Annotated in this window: 19 protein-coding genes and 3 tRNA genes; 11 read left to right on the plus strand and 11 right to left on the minus strand. The window is 73.6% G+C overall.

Annotation, left to right across the window (positions count from 1 at the left end; genetic code table 11):
• Both J1M41_RS05315 and J1M41_RS05320 read left to right on the plus strand, forming a co-directional pair.
• A partial coding sequence (locus tag J1M41_RS05315) for a lipase family protein (RefSeq protein ID WP_206451315.1) occupies positions 1-1,336 on the plus strand: 1,336 nt, incomplete at its 5' end.
• A gap of 51 nt (positions 1,337-1,387) precedes the next feature.
• Positions 1,388-2,284 (plus strand): SMP-30/gluconolactonase/LRE family protein, encoded by an 897-nt coding sequence (locus J1M41_RS05320; protein ID WP_206451317.1) that lies wholly within the window; start codon positions 1,388-1,390, stop codon positions 2,282-2,284.
• A gap of 147 nt (positions 2,285-2,431) precedes the next feature.
• Here the strand turns inward: J1M41_RS05320 and J1M41_RS05325 are convergent, their stop codons facing one another.
• A complete protein-coding gene (locus J1M41_RS05325) occupies positions 2,432-3,073 on the minus strand; it encodes an RNA methyltransferase (RefSeq protein WP_241247770.1) in 642 nt (213 codons plus the stop codon).
• The gene (locus tag J1M41_RS05330; RefSeq protein ID WP_036334633.1) at positions 3,070-3,438 is read right to left on the minus strand and encodes a hypothetical protein; all 369 of its coding nucleotides are present in this window, start codon (positions 3,436-3,438) and stop codon (positions 3,070-3,072) included. Before J1M41_RS05330 ends, J1M41_RS05325 begins: the two co-directional genes overlap by 4 nt.
• A 63-nt stretch (positions 3,439-3,501) precedes the next feature.
• Here J1M41_RS05330 and J1M41_RS05335 point away from each other — a divergent pair, with 63 nt between their 5' ends.
• Entirely contained in the window at positions 3,502-4,593 is a 1,092-nt protein-coding gene (locus tag J1M41_RS05335) for a magnesium and cobalt transport protein CorA (RefSeq protein ID WP_306452696.1), read from the plus strand.
• Positions 4,594-4,619: 26 nt separating this feature from the next.
• Here J1M41_RS05335 and pyrE read toward each other — a convergent pair whose 3' ends face one another.
• The gene (gene pyrE, locus J1M41_RS05340) at positions 4,620-5,216 is read right to left on the minus strand and encodes an orotate phosphoribosyltransferase (protein WP_041103612.1); all 597 of its coding nucleotides are present in this window, start codon (positions 5,214-5,216) and stop codon (positions 4,620-4,622) included.
• Between the two features lie 58 nt (positions 5,217-5,274).
• Here pyrE and J1M41_RS05345 point away from each other — a divergent pair, with 58 nt between their 5' ends.
• From J1M41_RS05345 to J1M41_RS05370, 6 genes are all read left to right on the plus strand, one after another.
• A complete protein-coding gene (locus J1M41_RS05345; RefSeq protein ID WP_206451319.1) occupies positions 5,275-5,718 on the plus strand; it encodes a MarR family winged helix-turn-helix transcriptional regulator in 444 nt (147 codons plus the stop codon).
• 58 nt (positions 5,719-5,776) lie between these two features.
• Entirely contained in the window at positions 5,777-6,685 is a 909-nt protein-coding gene (gene nadE / locus J1M41_RS05350) for an ammonia-dependent NAD(+) synthetase (protein WP_036340250.1), read from the plus strand.
• Between the two features lie 44 nt (positions 6,686-6,729).
• The gene (locus tag J1M41_RS05355) at positions 6,730-7,557 is read left to right on the plus strand and encodes an exodeoxyribonuclease III (protein ID WP_041103610.1); all 828 of its coding nucleotides are present in this window, start codon (positions 6,730-6,732) and stop codon (positions 7,555-7,557) included.
• 18 nt (positions 7,558-7,575) lie between these two features.
• Entirely contained in the window at positions 7,576-8,478 is a 903-nt protein-coding gene (locus J1M41_RS05360) for a hypothetical protein (protein ID WP_060973769.1), read from the plus strand.
• A gap of 105 nt (positions 8,479-8,583) precedes the next feature.
• Positions 8,584-10,407 carry an alpha-amylase family glycosyl hydrolase gene (locus tag J1M41_RS05365; RefSeq protein WP_098093809.1) on the plus strand — a complete coding sequence of 608 codons (1,824 nt, stop codon included), beginning with the start codon at positions 8,584-8,586 and terminating at the stop codon, positions 10,405-10,407.
• Positions 10,408-10,613: 206 nt separating this feature from the next.
• Entirely contained in the window at positions 10,614-12,080 is a 1,467-nt protein-coding gene (locus J1M41_RS05370) for an amino acid permease (protein ID WP_098093811.1), read from the plus strand.
• 82 nt (positions 12,081-12,162) lie between these two features.
• Here the strand turns inward: J1M41_RS05370 and J1M41_RS05375 are convergent, their stop codons facing one another.
• On the minus strand, positions 12,163-14,022 hold the full coding sequence (locus tag J1M41_RS05375; RefSeq protein ID WP_098093813.1) for a BCCT family transporter: 1,860 nt from the start codon (positions 14,020-14,022) through the stop codon (positions 12,163-12,165).
• Between the two features lie 201 nt (positions 14,023-14,223).
• Here J1M41_RS05375 and J1M41_RS05380 point away from each other — a divergent pair, with 201 nt between their 5' ends.
• Positions 14,224-14,490 carry a hypothetical protein gene (locus J1M41_RS05380; protein ID WP_049147831.1) on the plus strand — a complete coding sequence of 89 codons (267 nt, stop codon included), beginning with the start codon at positions 14,224-14,226 and terminating at the stop codon, positions 14,488-14,490.
• Between the two features lie 7 nt (positions 14,491-14,497).
• Here J1M41_RS05380 and J1M41_RS05385 read toward each other — a convergent pair whose 3' ends face one another.
• From J1M41_RS05385 to J1M41_RS05400, 4 genes are all read right to left on the minus strand, one after another.
• Positions 14,498-15,112, minus strand: a complete 615-nt coding sequence (locus tag J1M41_RS05385) for a cysteine hydrolase family protein (RefSeq protein ID WP_098093815.1) — start codon at positions 15,110-15,112, stop codon at positions 14,498-14,500.
• A gap of 92 nt (positions 15,113-15,204) precedes the next feature.
• Positions 15,205-15,280 (minus strand) — tRNA-Phe (locus J1M41_RS05390).
• Positions 15,281-15,352: 72 nt separating this feature from the next.
• Positions 15,353-15,426: transfer RNA gene (locus tag J1M41_RS05395), tRNA-Asp, on the minus strand.
• Between the two features lie 116 nt (positions 15,427-15,542).
• Positions 15,543-15,615, minus strand: a tRNA-Glu gene (locus tag J1M41_RS05400).
• A 125-nt stretch (positions 15,616-15,740) separates the two neighbouring features.
• Here J1M41_RS05400 and J1M41_RS05405 point away from each other — a divergent pair.
• The gene (locus J1M41_RS05405) at positions 15,741-16,136 is read left to right on the plus strand and encodes a metallopeptidase family protein (protein WP_002856128.1); all 396 of its coding nucleotides are present in this window, start codon (positions 15,741-15,743) and stop codon (positions 16,134-16,136) included.
• A 7-nt stretch (positions 16,137-16,143) separates the two neighbouring features.
• Here J1M41_RS05405 and J1M41_RS05410 read toward each other — a convergent pair whose 3' ends face one another.
• The 3 genes from J1M41_RS05410 to J1M41_RS05420 are packed head-to-tail and all read right to left on the minus strand — an operon-like array spanning position 16,144 to position 18,673.
• Complete coding sequence (locus J1M41_RS05410) at positions 16,144-17,058, minus strand: universal stress protein (protein ID WP_342214074.1); 915 nt, start codon at positions 17,056-17,058, stop codon at positions 16,144-16,146.
• Entirely contained in the window at positions 16,977-18,113 is a 1,137-nt protein-coding gene (locus J1M41_RS05415; protein WP_342214072.1) for a fused MFS/spermidine synthase, read from the minus strand. The genes J1M41_RS05410 and J1M41_RS05415 overlap by 82 nt, the downstream gene beginning before the upstream one ends.
• Positions 18,110-18,673: a GNAT family N-acetyltransferase gene (locus J1M41_RS05420; RefSeq protein ID WP_060973508.1), complete on the minus strand. Its 564-nt coding sequence runs from the start codon at positions 18,671-18,673 to the stop codon at positions 18,110-18,112. The genes J1M41_RS05415 and J1M41_RS05420 overlap by 4 nt, the downstream gene beginning before the upstream one ends.
• Positions 18,674-18,780: the final 107 nt, after the last annotated feature.

An 18,780-nucleotide genomic window follows, 5' to 3' on the forward strand; every position in this document is an offset into this window, starting at 1 on the left:
CTCCCGCCCCCTCGCCCTGGCCGCCGCCCTGGCTGTCGTCGCCGGGTTCGGCGCGCCACACGCGGCCCTGGCCCAGGAGTCCGCCCCTGCCCCGGACGCGCCGGAGGTGAGCTCCGCCGTCGAGGACCTCTCGCAGCCGGCCACGGCGGCCGAGGACGCCCGCTGGAACGCGGCCCGGGACACCCTGGCGGCCGCCTCGGCCGACGACCCCTTCTACCTGCCGCCCACCGTCGTGCCCGCGACCCCCGGCGCCCTGATCCGCACCGAGCCCACCGCCTTCTACCTGGACCCGGTGCGGCTGGTCCAGGTGCCGGCGCACGCCACGCGCATCATGTACGCCTCGCAGGACGCCCAGGGCCGACCCATCGCCGTGACCGGCACCGTGCTGACCCCCACCGCCCCGTGGACGGGCGGCGGCGAGCGCCCCGTGATCAGCTACGCAGTGGGGACCCAGGGGGCGGCGGACCGCTGCGCCCCGTCCCGCACCCTCTCCACCGGCGTGCAGTACGAGGGCGTCGGGATCACGTCCCTGCTGAGCCGCGGCCACGCCGTGGTCGTCACCGACTACGAGGGCCTGGGCACCCCGGGCACGCACACCTACATGGTCCGGGAGGCCCAGGCGCACGCCGTCCTCGACGCGGTGCGCGCGGCCGCCCAGGTGTCGGGGTCGGGCGTCACCGCGACCGCGCCGGTCGCGCTCGCGGGCTACTCACAGGGCGGCGGGGCGGCCGCGGCCGCCGCCGAGCTCGCGCCCGACTACGCCCCGGAGCTGGACCTCAAGGGCGCCTACGCGGGCGCCCCGCCGGCCGACCTCGTGCAGGTCGCGGGCCGGATCGACGGCGGTCTCTACGCGGCCTTCCTGCTCTACGCGATGGCCGGGCAGCTCGCCGCGTACGACGTGGACCCGGCCACGCATCTCAACGAGACCGGCCTGACGGCCCTCGCCGGCGCGGCCGAGACCTGCATGGTGGGCAGCCTCGCCTACGCGCACCTCGACTCCGCCACACTGACCCACACGGGGCAGGACTTCCCTGAGCTCGTCCGCTCCGATGCCGAGCTGGCCGGGATCCTCGCCGAGCAGCGGATCGGCGCACCGGGCCGCCGTCCGGATGTGCCGGTGATGATCGCGCACTCCGTCACGGACGACGTCATCCCGTACCGCACCGGCCGCGACCTGGGCCGCCGCTGGTGCGCGGAGGGCGCGCGGGTGCGTTTCGACCCGCTCCTCACCCCGACCCACGTGGGCGGCCACGTGGCCTCGCTGCCGCGGATGGGGGCGTTCCTGGACGCGACCCTCGCCGACCGCTGGACCGCCGACTCGTGCGGGTGGTTCTGAGCCTCGGCTAGCGTCGGGGCCAGGACCGTCCCGCCCACCGAAGGAGCAGTCATGCGCGCCGAGCAGGTCACCGATCCCATCGCCTACCACGGCGAGGGCCCCGTCTGGGCCGCCTCGTGGGGCAGCGCCGCCGAGGGCGTGACCGCCGGCGGCGGCCTGCGCTGGGTGGACATGCTCGCCGGGGACGTCCTGTCCCTGCGCGCCGACGGCACGGTGGACCGCACGCACGTCGGCGACGTGGCCGCCGCGCTGCGCCCGCGTGCGGGGGGTGGCGCCGTCGTCGCGGTGGAGCGGGGCTTCGCCCTGATCTCGCCCGAGGGCGAGCTGACGACGCTGCCTGAGCTGTGGGGCGCGGACGCCGGGATCCGGATGAACGAGGGCGGCTGCGACCCGGACGGCCGGTTCCACTGCGGCACCATGGCGTACGCCAAGACCCCCGGCGCCGCGAACCTCTACCGGCTCGCCCCCGGACCCGACGGCGGCGCCGGCGAGGTGGACGTCGTGCTGACCGGCGCGACGACGTCCAACGGCCTGGAGTGGAGCCCGGACGGCACGCTGGCCTACTACAACGACACCCCCACGCGGCAGGTGGCCGTGTTCGACTACTCCCGCGAGGAGGGCCTGACGAATCGGCGCGTGCTCGTGGACGTGCTCAACGGCGAGGGCAAGCCGGACGGGCTCACCGTGGACGCCGAGGGCGGGATCTGGGTGGCCGTGATCAGCCACGGGCAGATCCACCGGTACACGCCCGAGGGGACGCTCGACGAGGTGGTCGAGGTGCCCGTGCAGAAGACCACGGCGTGCACCTTCGGCGGCGACGACCTCGGCACCCTCTACATCACCACCTCCTGGGAGAACCTGGAGCGCGGCGAGGACCCGCTGGCCGGGGCCCTGTTCGCCGTCCGCCCGGGGGTGACGGGCCTGCCGGCCCGCCCCTTCGCGGGCTGACGCCGTCACGCCGCACGTCATCGGCGGCGCGGTCCTGCGCCACCCTGCGCCATCCTGCGCCGTCCTGCGCCGTCCTGCGCCGCGAGCCAGACGAATCTGCGGTCCAGAGGCTCCTTTCAGCGCGGAATCGTCTGGCTCGCGCCGGACTCAGGGGACGGCCGCGTGCTGCCGGATCCACGCGTGCATCGCGATGCCGGCGGCCACGCCCGCGTTGATCGAGCGGGTGGAGCCGTACTGCGCGATGGACAGCACCGCGCTCGACGCCGCCCGCACCTCCGCCGAGAGCCCCGGCCCCTCCTGACCGAAGACGAGCACGCAGGCACGCGGGAAGTCGAAGGTCTCCACCGGCACCGACTCGGGGAACAGGTCCACGCCGAGCACGGGCAGCCCCTGCCCCGCCGCCCACCCGGTGAACGCCGCCACCGTCTCGTGGTGGCGCACGTGCAGGTAGCGGTCGGTGACCATGGCGCCGCGCCGGTTCCAGCGGCGCCGCCCGATGATGTGCACCCCGGCGGCGTTGAACGCGTTGGCGGTGCGCACGACGGTGCCGATGTTCAGGTCGTGCTGCCAGTTCTCGATGGCCACGTGGAACGGGTGGCGCCGCGCGTCGAGGTCCGCGACGATCGCCTCGAGGCTCCAGTAGCGGTAGCGGTCGAGCACGTTGCGGCGGTCGCCGTGCGCGAGCAGCTCCGGGTCGTAGCGGGGGTCCTCCGGCCACGGGCCGGTCCACGGGCCGACGCCGACCTCGCGGGGCGCGGCGCCGTCCTCGGCCGGCGCGGGCTCTCTCAGCGGCCGGCCTCGGACCGGTCGACGGCGGCCCACGCGGCCCCGGCGGACACCGCGGCCACGGAGAGCACCGCCGGCCACGCACCGATCTTCTTGGCCAGCGGGTGGGAGGCGCCGAAGCCGCCGAGGTACAGGGCGGCCAGGCCCCCGGCGACGGCCGGCCCCCGCGTGGCCAACCACGTCCGGCCGGCATACAGGCCGGCGGCGGCCAGCACGACACCGCCGAGCGGCCGGATGCCGGTCTCACGGGCAGTCAGGTAGCCGCCGATCAGACCGAATGCGGTGACCGGGGCCGTGGAGACGGCGTGGGCGGGGAGCAGGGTCTTGCCGTCGCGGACGACGGGCGGGGCATGACGCGGAGTCTTCATGGCGCCACCGTAGCGCGCGCATCCTGGAATCCGCCGGGGGCCGCCGTCGGGGAGAATGTCCGGGTGAGCATGATCGACAACGCCGTGTACGTGGACGGGCGGCGCGTCCACGCCCCCTCCACCCTCGAGGACACCTGGGAGGAGTGCGAGCGCACCGGCGGCATGGCCTGGCTGGGCCTGTACCGCCCGGACGTGGCCGAGCTCCAAGCGGTCGCGGAGGAGCTGCGCCTGCACCCGCTCGCCGTCGAGGACGCCCTCGCCGGAGGCGAGCGCGCCAAGCTGGACCGCTACGGCGAGGACTCGTTCATGGTCCTGCACCCGGCCCGCTACGTCGACCGCACCGAGACCGTGGAGTTCGGCGAGCTGAGCGTCTTCACCGGTGAGCACTACGTGGTGACGGTGCGTCACGCGGAGGAGCCGGACCTGGCCGCCGTGCGACGGTCCCTGGAGACGGAGGGCCGCGAGCGCCTCGCGATGGGGCCGTGGCAGGTCACCCTGGAGATCCTGGACCGGGTCGTGGACGACTACTTCCCGGTGGCCGACGGCCTCGAACAGGACATCGCGGAGATCGAGGACCAGGTCTTCGCCGGCGACGGGCACGTCTCCCGGCGCATCTACGAGCTCTCCCGCGAGGTGCTGAACTTCCAGCACGCCATCCGCGCGCTGCCGTCCATCGTGGAGCAGCTCCAGGAGGAGGTGCGCACCCGCCTGCATGAGGACACCCGCCGCCTCGACGCCGACGGCCTGCCCCGGCGCGACGACGCCCACGCCTGGGAGGACGAGGAGCTCAGCGATCAGGCGCGCCTCGAGGTGGAGAACCTGCGCCGCCTGCGCGACGTCCACGACCACGCCGTCCAGATCAACGAGCGCGTGATGACCATGCGCCAGATGCTCAACAACGCCCTCGAGCTGGACTCGACGCTGGCGTCGAAGCGGCTGGCCGAGCAGTCGATCGCCCAGAACGAACAGGTCAAGCAGATCTCGTCCTGGGCGGCGATCATCTTCGCGCCGCAGCTGGTGGGCTCGGTCTACGGCATGAACTTCGACGGCATGCCCGAGCTGCACTGGGCGTTCGGCTACCCGTTCGCCCTGGGACTCATGCTGGCGGTGGCCCTCACGCTGTTCGTGCTGTTCAAGCGCGCGGACTGGCTCTAGGCGGGCGGCGCGGGGCCGGCCGAGGCTCAGTCGAGGCCGAGCTCGTCCTTGCCGAACGCGTACAGGTACGGCACCCCCGCCTCCTCGGCCACGCGCTCGGCGGCCCCGGTCGCACGGTCCACGATCACGGCCACGGCCTGGACGTCGCCGCCGGCGTTGCGCACGCCCTCGACGGCGGTCAGCGCGGAGCCGCCCGTCGTCGAGGTGTCCTCCAGCACGACGACGCGGCGACCGTCCACGCCCGGGCCCTCCACCTGCCGGCCCATGCCGTACGACTTCTGCGCCTTGCGCACCACGAAGGCGTCGAGCGCGCGGCCTGCGGCGCCGGCCTGGTGCATCATCGCGGTGGCCACGGGGTCCGCACCCATGGTCAGCCCGCCCACCGCGTCGCACCCGATCCCGTTCTCCTCGAGCAGGCGCAGCATCACGCGGCCGATCAGCGGGGCGGCCTCGTGGTGCAGGGTGACCCGACGCAGGTCCACGTAGTAGTCCGCCTCCTTGCCGGAGGACAGGGTCACCCGGCCGTGCACCACAGCCAGATCCTGGATGAGCTGCTTGAGCCGCTCGCGGTCCTGCTCGGGCGTGGGGACGGTGGGGGTCTGCGCGTCGGTCATGCCGCCCATGCTAGTGCGGGCCCGACCGCCCCTGCCGCTTCCGTCCCGGACTGGCTAGGCTCAGGCCATGAGCGAGATCCAGCACGACGACGCCGTCCAGCATCCCTCCGGCCTGCCCCTGGCGCACTGGCTCACCCTCACCGAGGGCCTGATCGCGGCGCGCGTGGCCGAGAGCCTCGAGGAGCACGGCCTCACCCGCGCCCAGTGGCAGTTTCTGAACACCCTCACGGTGGCCCCGCAGTCCCGTGCCGAGCTCGAGGCCGGCTTCGAGGAGGAGCAGCGCGGCGCGGTGTCCGGTCAGATCGAGGAGCTGGTCGAGTCCCACTGGGTGACGGTCGAGGGCGACCTCTACACCCTCACCGCCACGGGCCGCACCGCGGGCGCCCGCGTCGGCGAGGCGGTCGAGGCCCTGCGTGCCGAGGCGACGGCGGACGTCCCGCGGGACCAGATCGACGACGCCGTCCGCGTCCTGCGCCGCATCGCCCGCAACCTGGGGCACCCGGACGCGTGAGCCGCCGTCGCCGGTCGCCCCTGTCCCCGTGCGCGGCGCCGGTCCTACGCTGACCGGCATGCGTGAACTCCAGCAGCGGATCATCGCCGAGCAGTGCGTCCTCCCTGAGATCGACCCCGCGGCCGAAGTCGAACGGCGCGTGGCCTTCCTCGCCGACTACCTCGCGGCCACGGGCGCGTCCGGCTTCGTCCTGGGCATCTCCGGCGGCGTGGACTCCACCGTGGGCGGCCGGCTGGCCCAGCTCGCCGTCGAGCGTCGCCGCGCCCAGCTCGGCGTCACGGACGCCGTCGCCCTGGGCGGCCCCGACACCACTCCGCCGGGTGAGGCGGGGGTGGGCGCCGACGTCGTGCCCTCCCGCGAGAACCCCCGGTTCACCGCCGTGCGCCTGCCCTACAAGGTGCAGCACGACGAGGCGGATGCCCGGGCGGCCATGGACTTCGTGGGTGCGGATCAGGACGTCACCCTGAACATCGCGGAGGCCGTGCAGGGTCTGGCCGCCGCCTTCGCTGAGGCCGTGGGGGAGCCGATCTCGGACTACAACCAGGGCAACGTGAAGGCCCGCATCCGCATGACGGCCCAGTACGCGGTGGCCGGCGCCCACGGGCAGCTGGTGATCGGCACGGACCACGCGGCCGAGGCCGTCACCGGGTTCTACACGAAGTTCGGCGACGGCGGCGCGGACGTCCTGCCGCTGGCCGGCCTGAACAAGCGGCAGGTGCGGGCGCTGGGCCGCGAACTCGGAGCCCCCGAGCCCCTGTGGAACAAGGTGCCCACCGCGGACCTGCTGGACGGCACGCCGGGCCAGACGGACGAGGCCGAACTCGGGATGACGTACGAGGACATCGACGACTACCTCGAGGGCAAGGACGTCCCGACCGAGGTCGCGGAGAAGCTCGAGGGCATCTGGCTCCGCAGCCGCCACAAGCGCACCACGCCGGTGACGATCCACGACGACTGGTGGCGCTGAGGCGCCGATCCCACGGTGTCCGCGCCCTTCGATAGCCTGGCCGGGTGAAGATCGCCACCTGGAACGTCAACTCCCTCCGTGCCCGCGCCGACCGCGTCGAGGCCTTCCTCGAGCGCCATGACATCGACGTCCTGGCCATCCAGGAGACCAAGTGCCGGGACGAGAACTTCCCGTGGGAGCTCTTCGAGCGCGCCGGCTACGAGGTGGTCCACAACGGCACCTCGCAGTGGAACGGCGTGGCCATCGCCTCCCGCGTCGGCCTGAGCGACGTGCAGCGCGGCTTCCCCGGCCAGCCGCACTTCGGCAAGGGCGGCGTGGACCCGCAGGAGGAGTCCCGTGCCATCGGGGCGACCGTGGGCGCCGAGGCGGCCGACGGCGTCGCCCCGGTCCGCCTGTGGAGCCTCTACGTGCCCAACGGGCGCGGCCTGGAGAACGAGCACATGGGCTACAAGCTCGAGTGGCTGCGCGTGCTCCAGGAGCACGCGGCCGAGCGCCTCGCCGAGGACCCGGACACCCGGCTCGCCCTGGCCGGCGACTGGAACATCGCTCCGCAGGACGAGGACGTGTGGGACATCGAGCTGTTCCAGCGCGAGGGCTACACGCACGTCTCCCCGGCCGAGCGCGCGGCGTTCCACGCGTTCGAGGACGCCGGGCTGGTGGACGTGGTGCGCCCGCGCCACCCCGGCCCCGGCGTGTACACGTACTGGGACTACACGGGCCTGGCCTTCCCCAAGAAGAAGGGCATGCGCATCGACTTCCAGCTGTGCTCCCCCGCCCTCGCACGGACGGTCACGGACGCCTGGATCGACCGCGAGGAGCGCAAGGGCAAGGGCGCCTCGGACCACGCGCCCGTGGTCGTCGAGCTGGGCTGAACCACGGACGAGCCCGCGATGACCCACGACGACGGCGGCCCGCCCCCGGGTGTCGCGCGCGGCACCGCGCACCTGCGCGTCTTCCAGCCGCTGGCCGCGTTCCCGGACGCGGTCCAGGCGCGGCTGATCGCCGGCGGCCACCGCACCCGTGCCGAGGTCGAGGCCGAGGCGGCCGAACGGGCCCGGCGTCGCCTGGCCCGGCCCGTGGCCGACCCGTTCCCGGAACCCGGTGAGGACGACCTGGTGCGGGTCCTCCAGGACGAGCACCGCTCCGCCTTCTACTGCCCGGACGAGCGGGGCCTGCGCGCCGAGATGGCCGCGGCCATGCTCGAGGAGACGATGCTGCCGCGGCTGCACGAGGCCGCCATCCCGCCGGCGGCGCGCGCCATGAACCGCGGCCGCGCGCTCGTGGCGCTCGAGGACGAGTGGGGCCTCTCCCCCGACCCGGACGCGGCGGGCCAGGACCCGCAGGACGAGGGCGGCGCGCCGGAGCACCACCGCGTGCAGACGCGCACGGCCACGTGGGGTGTGCCGCACGGCTGGCTCACGGTGTTCGACCCCGAGGAGCCGGTGAAGCGCCTCGTGGACGGCGAGCGCACGGCGTACCGGCGCGCCCCGATCGTGGCCGCCCGGGAGCGGGCCGGGCACGCGGCGGCGGTGCTCGCGCGGCACGCCCCGGATGCGGAGCTGATCGGCGAGCTCACGGTGATGGTGGAGTGGCTCGGCGCGTTCCACCCCGACTCGTGGATCGAGCTGGACTACGGCGGCCTCACGCGGCACGTGTGGCCGGACGACTCCGTCTTCGACCTGTGGACGCTCATCGACGCGCTCGAGGAGGGCGACGAGGCGACCGCCGGCGTCGCACAGGAACGACTGAACCGCCGCTGGGCCGCCGTCGGGATGCTGGCCCGGCTGACCTGAGCCGGCCGTTGCGTCCGACCGCGCCGGGCGCCCGAGACGCACACCACGCCGCCGACGCCGCTCACGCGGGGCGCGCGCTCCCGCGTCGGGCCTAGGGTGGATCCCATGACCACGCAGCGCCTGAGCACCCCGCCCTCGGAAGCCCGGAACCGGCCCGTCACCCCGTGGTGGGTGGACGCCGTGATCTACCAGGTGTACCCGCGCTCCTTCGCGGACGCGGACGGGGACGGCATGGGCGACCTGCGCGGCGTCACCTCGCGCCTCGACTACCTGGCCCAGCTCGGCGTGGACGCGATCTGGCTCTCGCCCTTCTACCTCTCCCCGCAGCACGACGCCGGCTACGACGTCGCGGACTACCGCGCCGTGGACCCGCGGTTCGGCACGCTCGCGGACGCGGACGAGATGATCGCCGCCGCGCACGAGGCCGGCATCCGCGTGGTCGTGGACCTCGTGCCGAACCACACCTCGTCCGAGCACGCGTGGTTCCAGGCCGCCCTGGCCGCCGCCCCCGGCTCCCCCGAGCGCGCCCGCTACCACTTCGCCGAGGGCCGCGGCGAGCACGGCGAGCTGCCCCCCAACAACTGGGAGTCCACGTTCGGCGGCGGGGCCTGGACCCGTGTGACCGAGGCGGACGGCACCCCGGGCCAGTGGTACCTGCACCTGTTCGACACCACGCAGCCGGACCTGAACTGGGAGAACGAGGAGGTGCGCGAGGAGTTCCGCTCCATCCTGCGGTTCTGGCTGGACCGCGGCGTGGACGGCTTCCGGGTGGACGTGGCCCACGGGCTCATCAAGCAGCCCGGCTACCCGGACGCCGAGCACTCCCGCATGGGCATGGTCACGGACGCGGGCGAGGACGCCGACCCCACGTTCGACCCGGACACCTTCGAGCCGCTCACCCCGTTCATGGACCAGGACCGCGTCCACGAGGTCTACCGGGACTGGCGGCGGGTCCTGGACTCCTACGACCACGAGCCGATGATGGTGGCCGAGGCGTGGGTGGCCCCGCTCTCGCGGATGTTCCGGTACGTCCGCCCCGGCGAGATGCACCAGACCTTCAACTTCACCTACCTCATGGCCGGCTGGGACGCCGCCTCGCTGACCCACGCGATCGACCGGTCCTTCGAGCAGGCCGGCCGGGTCGGCGCCCCGAACACCTGGGTGCTCTCGAACCACGACACGGTGCGCCACGCCTCCCGCTACGGCCTCGCCGACCCGAGCTCCTACCCCGCCGGCATCACGGCCGAGGACGAGCAGCCGGACGAGGCGGTCGGTCGCCGTCGGGCCCGCGCCGCCGCGATGGTGGAGCTGGGCCTGCCCGGCTCCGCGTACATCTACCAGGGCGACGAGCTGGGCCTGCCCGAGCACACCACCCTCGCCGCCGAGCATCGCCAGGACCCGTACTTCTTCCGCACGGACGGCAAGGAGCCCGGCCGCGACGGCTGCCGCATCCCTCTGCCGTGGGCCGCGGACGAGCCGTCCTACGGCTTCTCGACCCCCGCGGACGACGACGGCCCCGCGTCCGCCGCCGAGGGCGTCGCCGCGCCGTGGCTGCCCCAGCCCGCGTCCTTCCGGGCGCTGGCGGCGGACCGGCAGGTCGGCGTCGAGGGCTCCGTGTTCGAGCTGTACCGGCGTCTGCTGCAGATCCGCGGCGAGCTCGACCTGGGCACGGGCACGTTCGCGTGGTCCGAGCACCACGACCCCGCACGCGGGGTGCTGGCGTTCACGGTCACCTCGGGCGGTGGCCGGCACCTGGGCTCGGGCGAGCCGATCCCGGCGCGCACCGTGCTCGTGATGGCGAACCTGTCGACCGATCCCGTCGACCTGCCCGCGGGCCATTCCCGGGCCCTGTTCTCCCTCGAGGAGGCAGAGGCCGTGCAGGACGGGCAGCTCGCGCACGACGCCGCCGCGTGGCTGCTCATGGACTGAGCCGGGCACGCCCCGGGACCCGCCGGGGCGCCACAGATCTTCCGCGAGGAATCAGCGGTGGCCGAGGCCACATCATCCGGCACGGTCGGATGAACTCGACGTAACGTCCACGATGACTCGCATCACACCGGACAAAGTGGCATGAACGCTGTGTCACGAGTCACCATGGCGTGTCCTGATCCACCCCCTTCGAGCGGAGACTTCACGTGAGCACCTCCCCCTCCGGCTCCCGCGTCGCCGAGCCCGACGCGGCCACCACGGACCGCGGGCAGCTGCACCGCGGCCTGAGCCAGCGGCACATCATGTTCATCGCCCTGGGCACGGCGGTGGGCACCGGCCTCTTCTACGGCTCGGCCGGCGGCATCCAGGCCGCCGGGCCGGGCGTGATCCTGTCCTTCCTCGTCGCCGGCGCCGCCGTGTTCCTCGTGATGCGCGCCCTCGGCGAGATGACGCTCCGTGAGCCCGTCTCCGGCTCCTTCGCCGCCTATGCCTCCCGTTATCTCGGCCCCTTCGCCGGCTACGTGACCGGCTGGACCTTCGTCTTCGAGCTGGCCGTCGTGATCATCGCGGACACCGCCGCCATCACCACGTACATGGCGTTCTGGTTCCCGGGGGTCCCGGCCTGGGCCTGGGTCGCCGCCACGATCCTCGTGGTCGGCCTGATCAACTTCACGCACGTCGGGAACTTCGGCGAGGCCGAGTTCTGGCTGACGCTCGTGAAGGTCGGGGCCATCGTGGCGATGATCTTCGGCGGTGTGATCCTGCTCTTCACCGGCGCCTCCACCGCGGACGGCACCCAAGCCAGCCTGGCGAACCTCGTGGACCACGGCGGATTCCTGCCGCACGGCATCCTGGGCGTGCTGACCGCGCTCACCATCGTGACGTTCTCCTTCGGCGGCATCGAGACCCTCGGCGTGGCCGCGGGCGAGGCCAAGAACCCGGAGAAGGTGCTGCCCAAGGCCATCAACACGGTGCCGATCCGCATCCTGTTGTTCTACGTGCTGACGATGGCGGTCATCATGGCCCTCGTCCCCTGGAACCAGGTGGACGGCAAGGCCAGCCCGTTCGTGCAGATCTTCGAGGGCCTCGGCGTCCCCTTCGCCCCGCACCTGCTGAACTTCGTGGTGCTCACGGCCGCCGTCTCCGCGATCAACGCCTGCATCTACGCGTCCGGTCGCCTGCTCTACGCGATGGCCCACGACGGCCAGGCGCCCCAGGCCTTCACCCACACCAACCGCGGCGGCGTGCCGTGGCTGTCCGTGGCCGTGATGCTGGGCGTGATGGTGCTCGGCGCGGTGCTGATCACCGTGGACCCGAACGCCTTCAGCCTGGTGGCCGGCGTCGCCTCGTTCGCCGTGGTGCTGACCTGGGCCATGATCTTCCTGTCCCACCGCGCCATGCGCAGGCGCGTCGCGGAGCAGGGCGCGGAGCCGTCCCCCTTCCCCATGCCGCTGGGCGGCGTCGGCACCTACCTGGGCCTGGCGTTCGTGGCCACCGTGGTGATCACCATGGCCACCATCCCGGATTCGCGCCAGGCGCTCATCATCGGTCTCGTGTGGGTCGCGGTCCTGACCCTCGCCTGGTTCGTCACGGGCACCCGTACGTCGGCCGCGGCCCACAACCGCACCGGCACCCTGCCGGTGGTCCGCACCCGCCAGTCCCACGAGGACTGACCCCCACGACGACGACGGCCCCTGTCCCGCGCGGGACAGGGGCCGTTCTCGTCGGGGCCGGGAGGGCGCCCGGGGGCGGACGTCAGTGCTCGTGGCGGCGCAGCCGGGGGCGGCGAGGCCCGGCCGAGGCCGGGACGCCGGCGGCCGCATCGGCGATCCGCTGCTGGTGGTCCCGGCTGAGCGAGGCCCACCACTGCGAGGCCGCCACGGGGCCGGCGTCGACCACCTCGTCGTCGTCGGACTCGAGGCCCAGGCGGTCCTTGATGGAGGCCAGCATGGCCTTGCGGCGCACCGCCTCCACCCGCGCCACGGAGTAGCCGAGCGAGCGGAACGTGGCCAGGCAGATCAGCAGCATCAGCACGGAGAACGGCAGGCCGATCGTGATGGCCAGGACCTGGATCGCGGACAGGCCGCCGGCGGCCAGCAGGGCCGCGGCCATGAGCGAGGTGGCGATGGCGAAGAAGATCTTCACCGTGGCCTTCGGGTTCACGTCGCCGCCCGTGGCGAGCATGCCCATCACGAGCGAGCCCGAGTCGGCGGAGGTGATGAAGAAGATGCCCGAGAGGATGATGGCGCCGACCACGAGCATCATGCCCGCGGGCAGCTGCTCGAGCACCTGGAACAGCGCGGTGTTCGAGTCGATGGCGCCGTCCGCGCCCACCACGGAGGTGTACCCGGCCGGGCGGGTGGTCTCGAGGAAGATCGCGGTGCCGCCCAGGATGCCGAACCAGACCACGCAGACCAGGGTGGGCACCAGCAGCACGCCGGCGATGAACTCGCGCACGGTGCGACCGCGCGAGATGCGGGCGATGAAGATGCCGACGAACGGCGTCCAGGACATCCACCAGCCCCAGTAGTACGCGCTCCAGCCGGCCTGCCACGCGTCGCCCTCGGCGCCGTAGAACGCGGAGACGTTGAGCGAGTTCGCGAAGAAGTACTGCATGTAGGAGCCGAGGGACTGCACCATCTCCTTGAACAGGAACGCGGTGGGTCCCACGATCGCGATGAACAGCAGCAGGCCGGCGGCCAGGATCAGGTTGGTGTTGGACAGCCACTTCATGCCGCGCTCCACGCCGGAGACCACGGTGTAGAGCACCACGCAGGTGACCGCGCCGATCATGACGTACTCGAGCCAGGGGCTGTCCTCGGGCACGATGCCCAGCGCGCGCAGGCCCGCGGACATCTGGGTGACCCCGAGGCCCAGCGAGGTGGCCACGCCGAAGACGGTGCCGATGAGGGCGATGTTGTCGATCAGGTGGCCCCAGCCGCCGCGCACGCGGCGCTCGCCGATCAGCGGCTCGAAGGCCCAGCGCAGCGCGAGGGGACGGCCACGCCGGTGGATGGCCAGCGCGACCGCCACGCCCACCACCGCGTAGATCGCCCAGGGCTGCAGGCCCCAGTGCAGGAACGTGGTGGCCAGCGCCGACTGGGCGGCCTCCGCCTGGGTGGGGTTGGCGGCCGCCACGTCGGGCCGCGGATCGGTGAAGTGCATGAGCGGCTCGGTCATGCCGAAGAACACGAGGCCGATGCCCATGCCCGCCGCGAAGAGCAGGGAGAACCAGGACAGCGTGGAGAACTCGGGCTTCTCATCGGGCTTGCCGAGCGTGATCTGCCCCTTCCGGGAGAACGCGAGGTAGCCGCAGAACAGCACGAAGAACAGGGCGACGAGGGCGTACCACCACGAGAAGTTCGTGATGATGGCCTGCTGGACCAGGCCGATGCCCACGGTCATCTGCTCGGGGGCGAGTAGTGTGGCCACCACGAAGGAGAGCACGATGACCGCGGAGGGCCAGAACACCCACGGCAGCAGGACGCGGTCGCGGGCGGCCGCGGCGGAGGTGGCAGGGGCGACGCCGGCGTCGGGGGCGGTCGCCGAGGACGGGTGGTTCCCGGGTTGCTCGGGGATCTTGGGCTCGGTCGAGGGCGGTGTCGGATCGCTCATCCTCCCGACCCTACGTGGTCCCGCGCGCCGGCTCCCTGCCTGAGACGCGGCCGAGTGGACGGTCTCACCCGGCGGGGTGACCGCGCCCACGGCCCCGGCGCGGGCGCCCCCTGGTGAGGCGTGGGCGGCCTCACTAGGGTGTGGGGCACCACGACGACGGCGGCGCCGGACGGGCCCGCCCGCGAGAGGAAGGACCGCACCATGACCGACGTCCCCTTCGAGGACCGCGAGGACGAACGAGAGCTCGAGACGGACCTGCTCGCCGATCCCAACGCCGCCGGCGACCCCGCGCCGCAGGACGGCCGCGACGGCCAGCCCGTGCGCGGCGGCTCGGACGACCCGCAGCACTGGGCCGGGGAGGGACGTGCCCCGGACTCCCTGCGCAATGCGGAGTCCGCCGCCATGCACATCGAGGAGGACGCCCAGGACCGCACGCGTGCGGACGAGGGCGACGTCGAGATCCTGTGAACGCCCCTCAGCCCCGGTCGGGGACGAGGCCGGTGCGCAGGAGGGTGAGTGCCTCGTCCTGCCCGAGGAGCGGCTGACGCATCTCGTCGCGGAGGAAGTCGAGCATCGCCGCGGCCAGCGCCGGCTCTTCGGAGGCGATCGCGTCCGTCGCGATCGCGGCGTGGAAGTCGAGGGCGAACGCGGCCGTGGCGGTCTCGGCGATGCAGCTGTGGGTGGAGACGCCGCACAGCAGGAGCCGATCCACCCCGCGGCTCCGCAGCTCGGCCGCCAGTCCGGTGCCGTGGAAGGCGGAGTCCCGGGTCTTCACGACCTCGACGGCGTCCGGGGCGGCCGCCGCGACCCCGTCGAGCAGAGCGGCCTGCCGGGTGCCCGGGAAGGCGAAGCCCTCGCCGTCGGCCAGCATGTTCAACGTCCACGTGGAGCGGTCCCGCGCGTGCTCGGTCCGCACCAGGAAGACGGGACGGCCGGCCTCGTGCGCGGCCCGGAGCAGTTCCACGACCGCCGCCGTCAGCTCGGCCTGACGGGCGGCCAGCGCGGGATGCTCGAAGTAGCTGTGCTGGACGTCGATCACCACGAGCGCGGTCTCGCCACCGGTCGCGCGGGCGGAGGAGGAATCGGGCATCGACCCAGTGTGCCCACCGCGTCTCCCCCTGTCAGCGGCCCGTCGCCCCGGACGACGAAGGCCCCCCGCGTCTGCGGGGGGCCTTCTCGAAGTGGTGGCTCCGACCGGCGTCGATCCGGTGACCTTACGATTTTCAGTCGTACGCTCTACCAACTGAGCTACAGAGCCCGGCGACCTTCGTCACCAGGACCATGCGTCACCGGACTCCGTTTCCGAATGCCGGTGATCGGACGATCCGAGCGACCCTGACGGGACTTGAACCCGCGACCTCCGCCGTGACAGGGCGGCGCGCTAACCAACTGCGCTACAGGGCCATGTTCTGTTGTTCTCGCCGCTTTCGCAACGAGTGGAAACTCTAGCAGAGCCTCCGAGCGTCGTGCAAATCCACGCTCCACGTGCCGTTCCGGCTGCCGAGGGCGGCCGTTCTGCGTACCCCCAACGGGATTCGAACCCGTGTCGCCGCCGTGAAAGGGCGGTGTCCTAGGCCTCTAGACGATAGGGGCAGGTCCGATGTCGAGATTCCCGAGGTGGACCCTGGGAGTCTATGGTGGCCGCACACCCTCCGGCAAGTCCGGCCGCCGGCCGGCCGCCCTCCGCACCGCGGAGCCCCGCACCCCCAGGAGCCGCCGTGGACCACCGCCCGTCGCCCGAGCAGCCCGCCGCCACGTGGATGAGCGAGCAGGAGTTCGACGACGCCGTCTCCGCGGCCCTCACCCGCATCCCGGACGAGCTGGCCCGGCTGCTGACGAACGTCGTCGTGGTGGTGGAGGACGAGTACGAGCCGCAGCGCTGGGAGGACCCGGCCACCGAGCTGTTCGGCCTCTACGAGGGCGTGCCGCTGACCGAGCGCGCCGAGTTCGCGTGGCAGATGCCGGACCGGATCGTGGTGTTCCGCGGCCCGCTCACCCGCCACTGCACCTCCCGCGCCGAGCTCGAGGACGAGATCACCGTCACCGTCATGCACGAGGTGGGGCATTTCTTCGGCATCTCCGAGGAGCGCCTCCACGAGCTCGGCTGGGGCTGAGCGCCGGTCAGGACCCCGACTGGTCCTGGACCGGGCCGAACGAGGCGCGGCGGCCGAGGCGGACGTCCTCGCGGAACGGGACGACGAGCACCGGACCCTTCGCGTGGTCCGCGACGCCGCGGCTGGTGGAGCCGACGATCGCACCGGCGAAGCCGCCCAGACCGCGCGTGCCCACCACGGTGAGGCGGGCGGTGGCGGTCTGGTCCACCAACACGTCCACGGGGGTGCCGTCCACGAGCTCGGTGAGGACCTCGAGACCGGGGAACTCGGAGCTGATCCACGCGGCGCCGGCCTCGAGACGCTCCCGCAGCTCCCGCTCGCGGGCCTCCTCGTCCAGGCTGACCGCCAGCCACGCGGCATTCGCGCCCAGGGGCGGGACGGCGCACACGAGCTTCAGCGGGGCCTGGCGGAGGCGGGCCTCCTCAGCGGCCTCGAGAGCGGCGGCACGGCCCTGCTCGGAACCGTCGACGCCCACCACGACGGCGGTCCTGTCCCCCGCGCGGCTGGCCTCGACCCCGGCGGGGATGATGGCGACCGGGCAGTGCGCGTGGCCGGGCAGCGCGGCGGCCACCGAGCCGAGCAGGCGGCCCATGAAGCCGCCGCGGCCGCGCGCGCCCGAGACGAGCAGGGAGGCCTCGGCGGAGAGCTCCACGAGGACGCCGGCCGCGTCCCCGATCTCCACACGCAGCTCCGGACGCACCCCGTCGGCGTCGAGCTTGCCGGCGACCTCCTCCAGGAGGGCCTGCACGCCCTCGCGGAGACGGGAGTCGTCCAGGACGGCGCCGCCGGCGTCCGCGCCGTAACCCCAGTACGCGGGGATCGAGTAGGCGGTGACGAGGGTCAGCGGCTCGCCGCGCAGGCCGGCCTCGCGCTGGGCCCAGCGGGCGGCGGAGACGGACTGGTCGGAGCCGTCCACACCCACCAGGACGCCGAGCGGTGCGTCCTCACGGCGGGTGGCGGCGGGCTGGGTCTGGGCGGACATGGCGACCTCCTCGAGTCGGACTCGACGGGCCCCGGGCGGACCCGGCCGAGTGCCTCCAGTCTACGCCTCGGGGCCCGGGACGAGTCCCGTGATCCCGGGCGCGACGCCCGCGGGGAAGCCGCGTGGATCCTCCGCGAGCCGGGCCGGGAAGGCGTCCATGCGCAGGGCACGGGCCAGGCGGTCGCGGGGGTCGGAGCCGGGCGGGGCGTCCCCATGCTCAAGGGGCGGGCCACGGGGGCGTCCGAGGCCGCCACGATGACGTTGCCGCGGCGCCGCCCCTTGAGCATGGGCGGATCCGCGATCACCTCGACGTGCTCGAACGCGGCGACGACGGCGGCCACGTCCGCCCGCACCGACGTCAGGTCCGGCCCGCCGCCCACGTTGAGCACGTACAGCCCGCCGGGGGCGAGGACCCGCGCGGCGGCGCGGGCCGCGTCCAGGCCGGTGAGGCCCGGCGGGGTGATGTGGCGGGCGCCCGTCAGGTCCGTGGGGTCCGGGGCGAAGACGTCGCGGATGATCAGGTCGCGGCTGGCCGGGTGGGCCGTGGCCAGGACCTCGGCGGCGTCGGCCACGCGGATGCGCAGGGCCGGGGCGCGGGGCAGGCCGAAGCGCTCACGCGCGAGGGCGGCCAGGCCGGCGTCGATCTCCACCGCGGTCTGGTGGGAGCCCGGGTACGCGTGGTCCACCCAGCGGGCGAGCGCGCAGCCCGCGCCGCCCAGGTGCAGGGCCCGCAGGGGCGTGGGCTCCGGCCAGTGCGCCCGGACGGCCGCGGCGGCCCAGCGCATGTACTCGAAGGCCATGCGCTCGGGGCGCTCGGGGTCCAGCGGCGAGGACTCGACGCCGTTGACGTAGAGGATGAACGCGCCCGGCTCGAAGGCGTCCTCGCGGATCTCGGCGGTGCCGTGGGTGATCGCGTGGACGCCCGGCTCGATCCCGGCGGGGCCGGCGGCTCCGCCCGCGGCCCGGCCCCGGCGCGCCGACGACCGGCGGCTCACGCCGCACCGCCGTCGTGCGGGAGACGGCGCACCATCAGCTGCTCGTGCAGGCCGGCCCACGGGCCGGTCATCGGTTCCGGCGCCCCCACGGACGCGAAGCCGTGCTTGGCGTAGAACGCGACGGCCCGCGGATTCTCGGCGAGGACGCGCAGCACGGCGGGACGGTCGCCGACGACGGCGTCCAGCAGGCGCGCTCCCAGACCGGTGCCGTACGCCTCGGCCAGGACGTAGAGCACCATGAGCTCCACATCGGGCAGGTCGGCGGGCGATGCGGCCGCGTCGTCTGCGCCCGTCCGGCCCGTCTCCGCCGCCGAGCGAGGCGGGCCCGCGAGCGCCACGCCGAGCAGCCGGCCGCCGTCGTCGGCGACCCAGAGGTCTCGGTCCGATCCGATCAGCGCGGTCCACACGGGCACGTCCTCTGGGATCCGGTCCTCGATCGCGTCCAGGTACGCGGACGGCAGGAGCGCGCCGTAGGCCTCCCGCCACGACCGCGCCTTGACGCGCAGCAGCGCCTCGACGTCCCCGGGGGCGGCGGGGCGCACGGTCACAGACTCAGGCACGGGCTGCTCCTCTGGGCCGCCGGCGCGGCGGCCATGTCTCGAACGAAAGCGCCTCGACACGGCGCCGTTTCTCGAACGAAAGCGTCCGGGGGCAGCGGGGAGGGGGG

The sequence above is a fragment of the Micrococcus sp. KRD096 genome (assembly GCF_017168495.1).
GTDB classification, from domain to species: Bacteria; Actinomycetota; Actinomycetes; order Actinomycetales; family Micrococcaceae; genus Micrococcus; species Micrococcus luteus.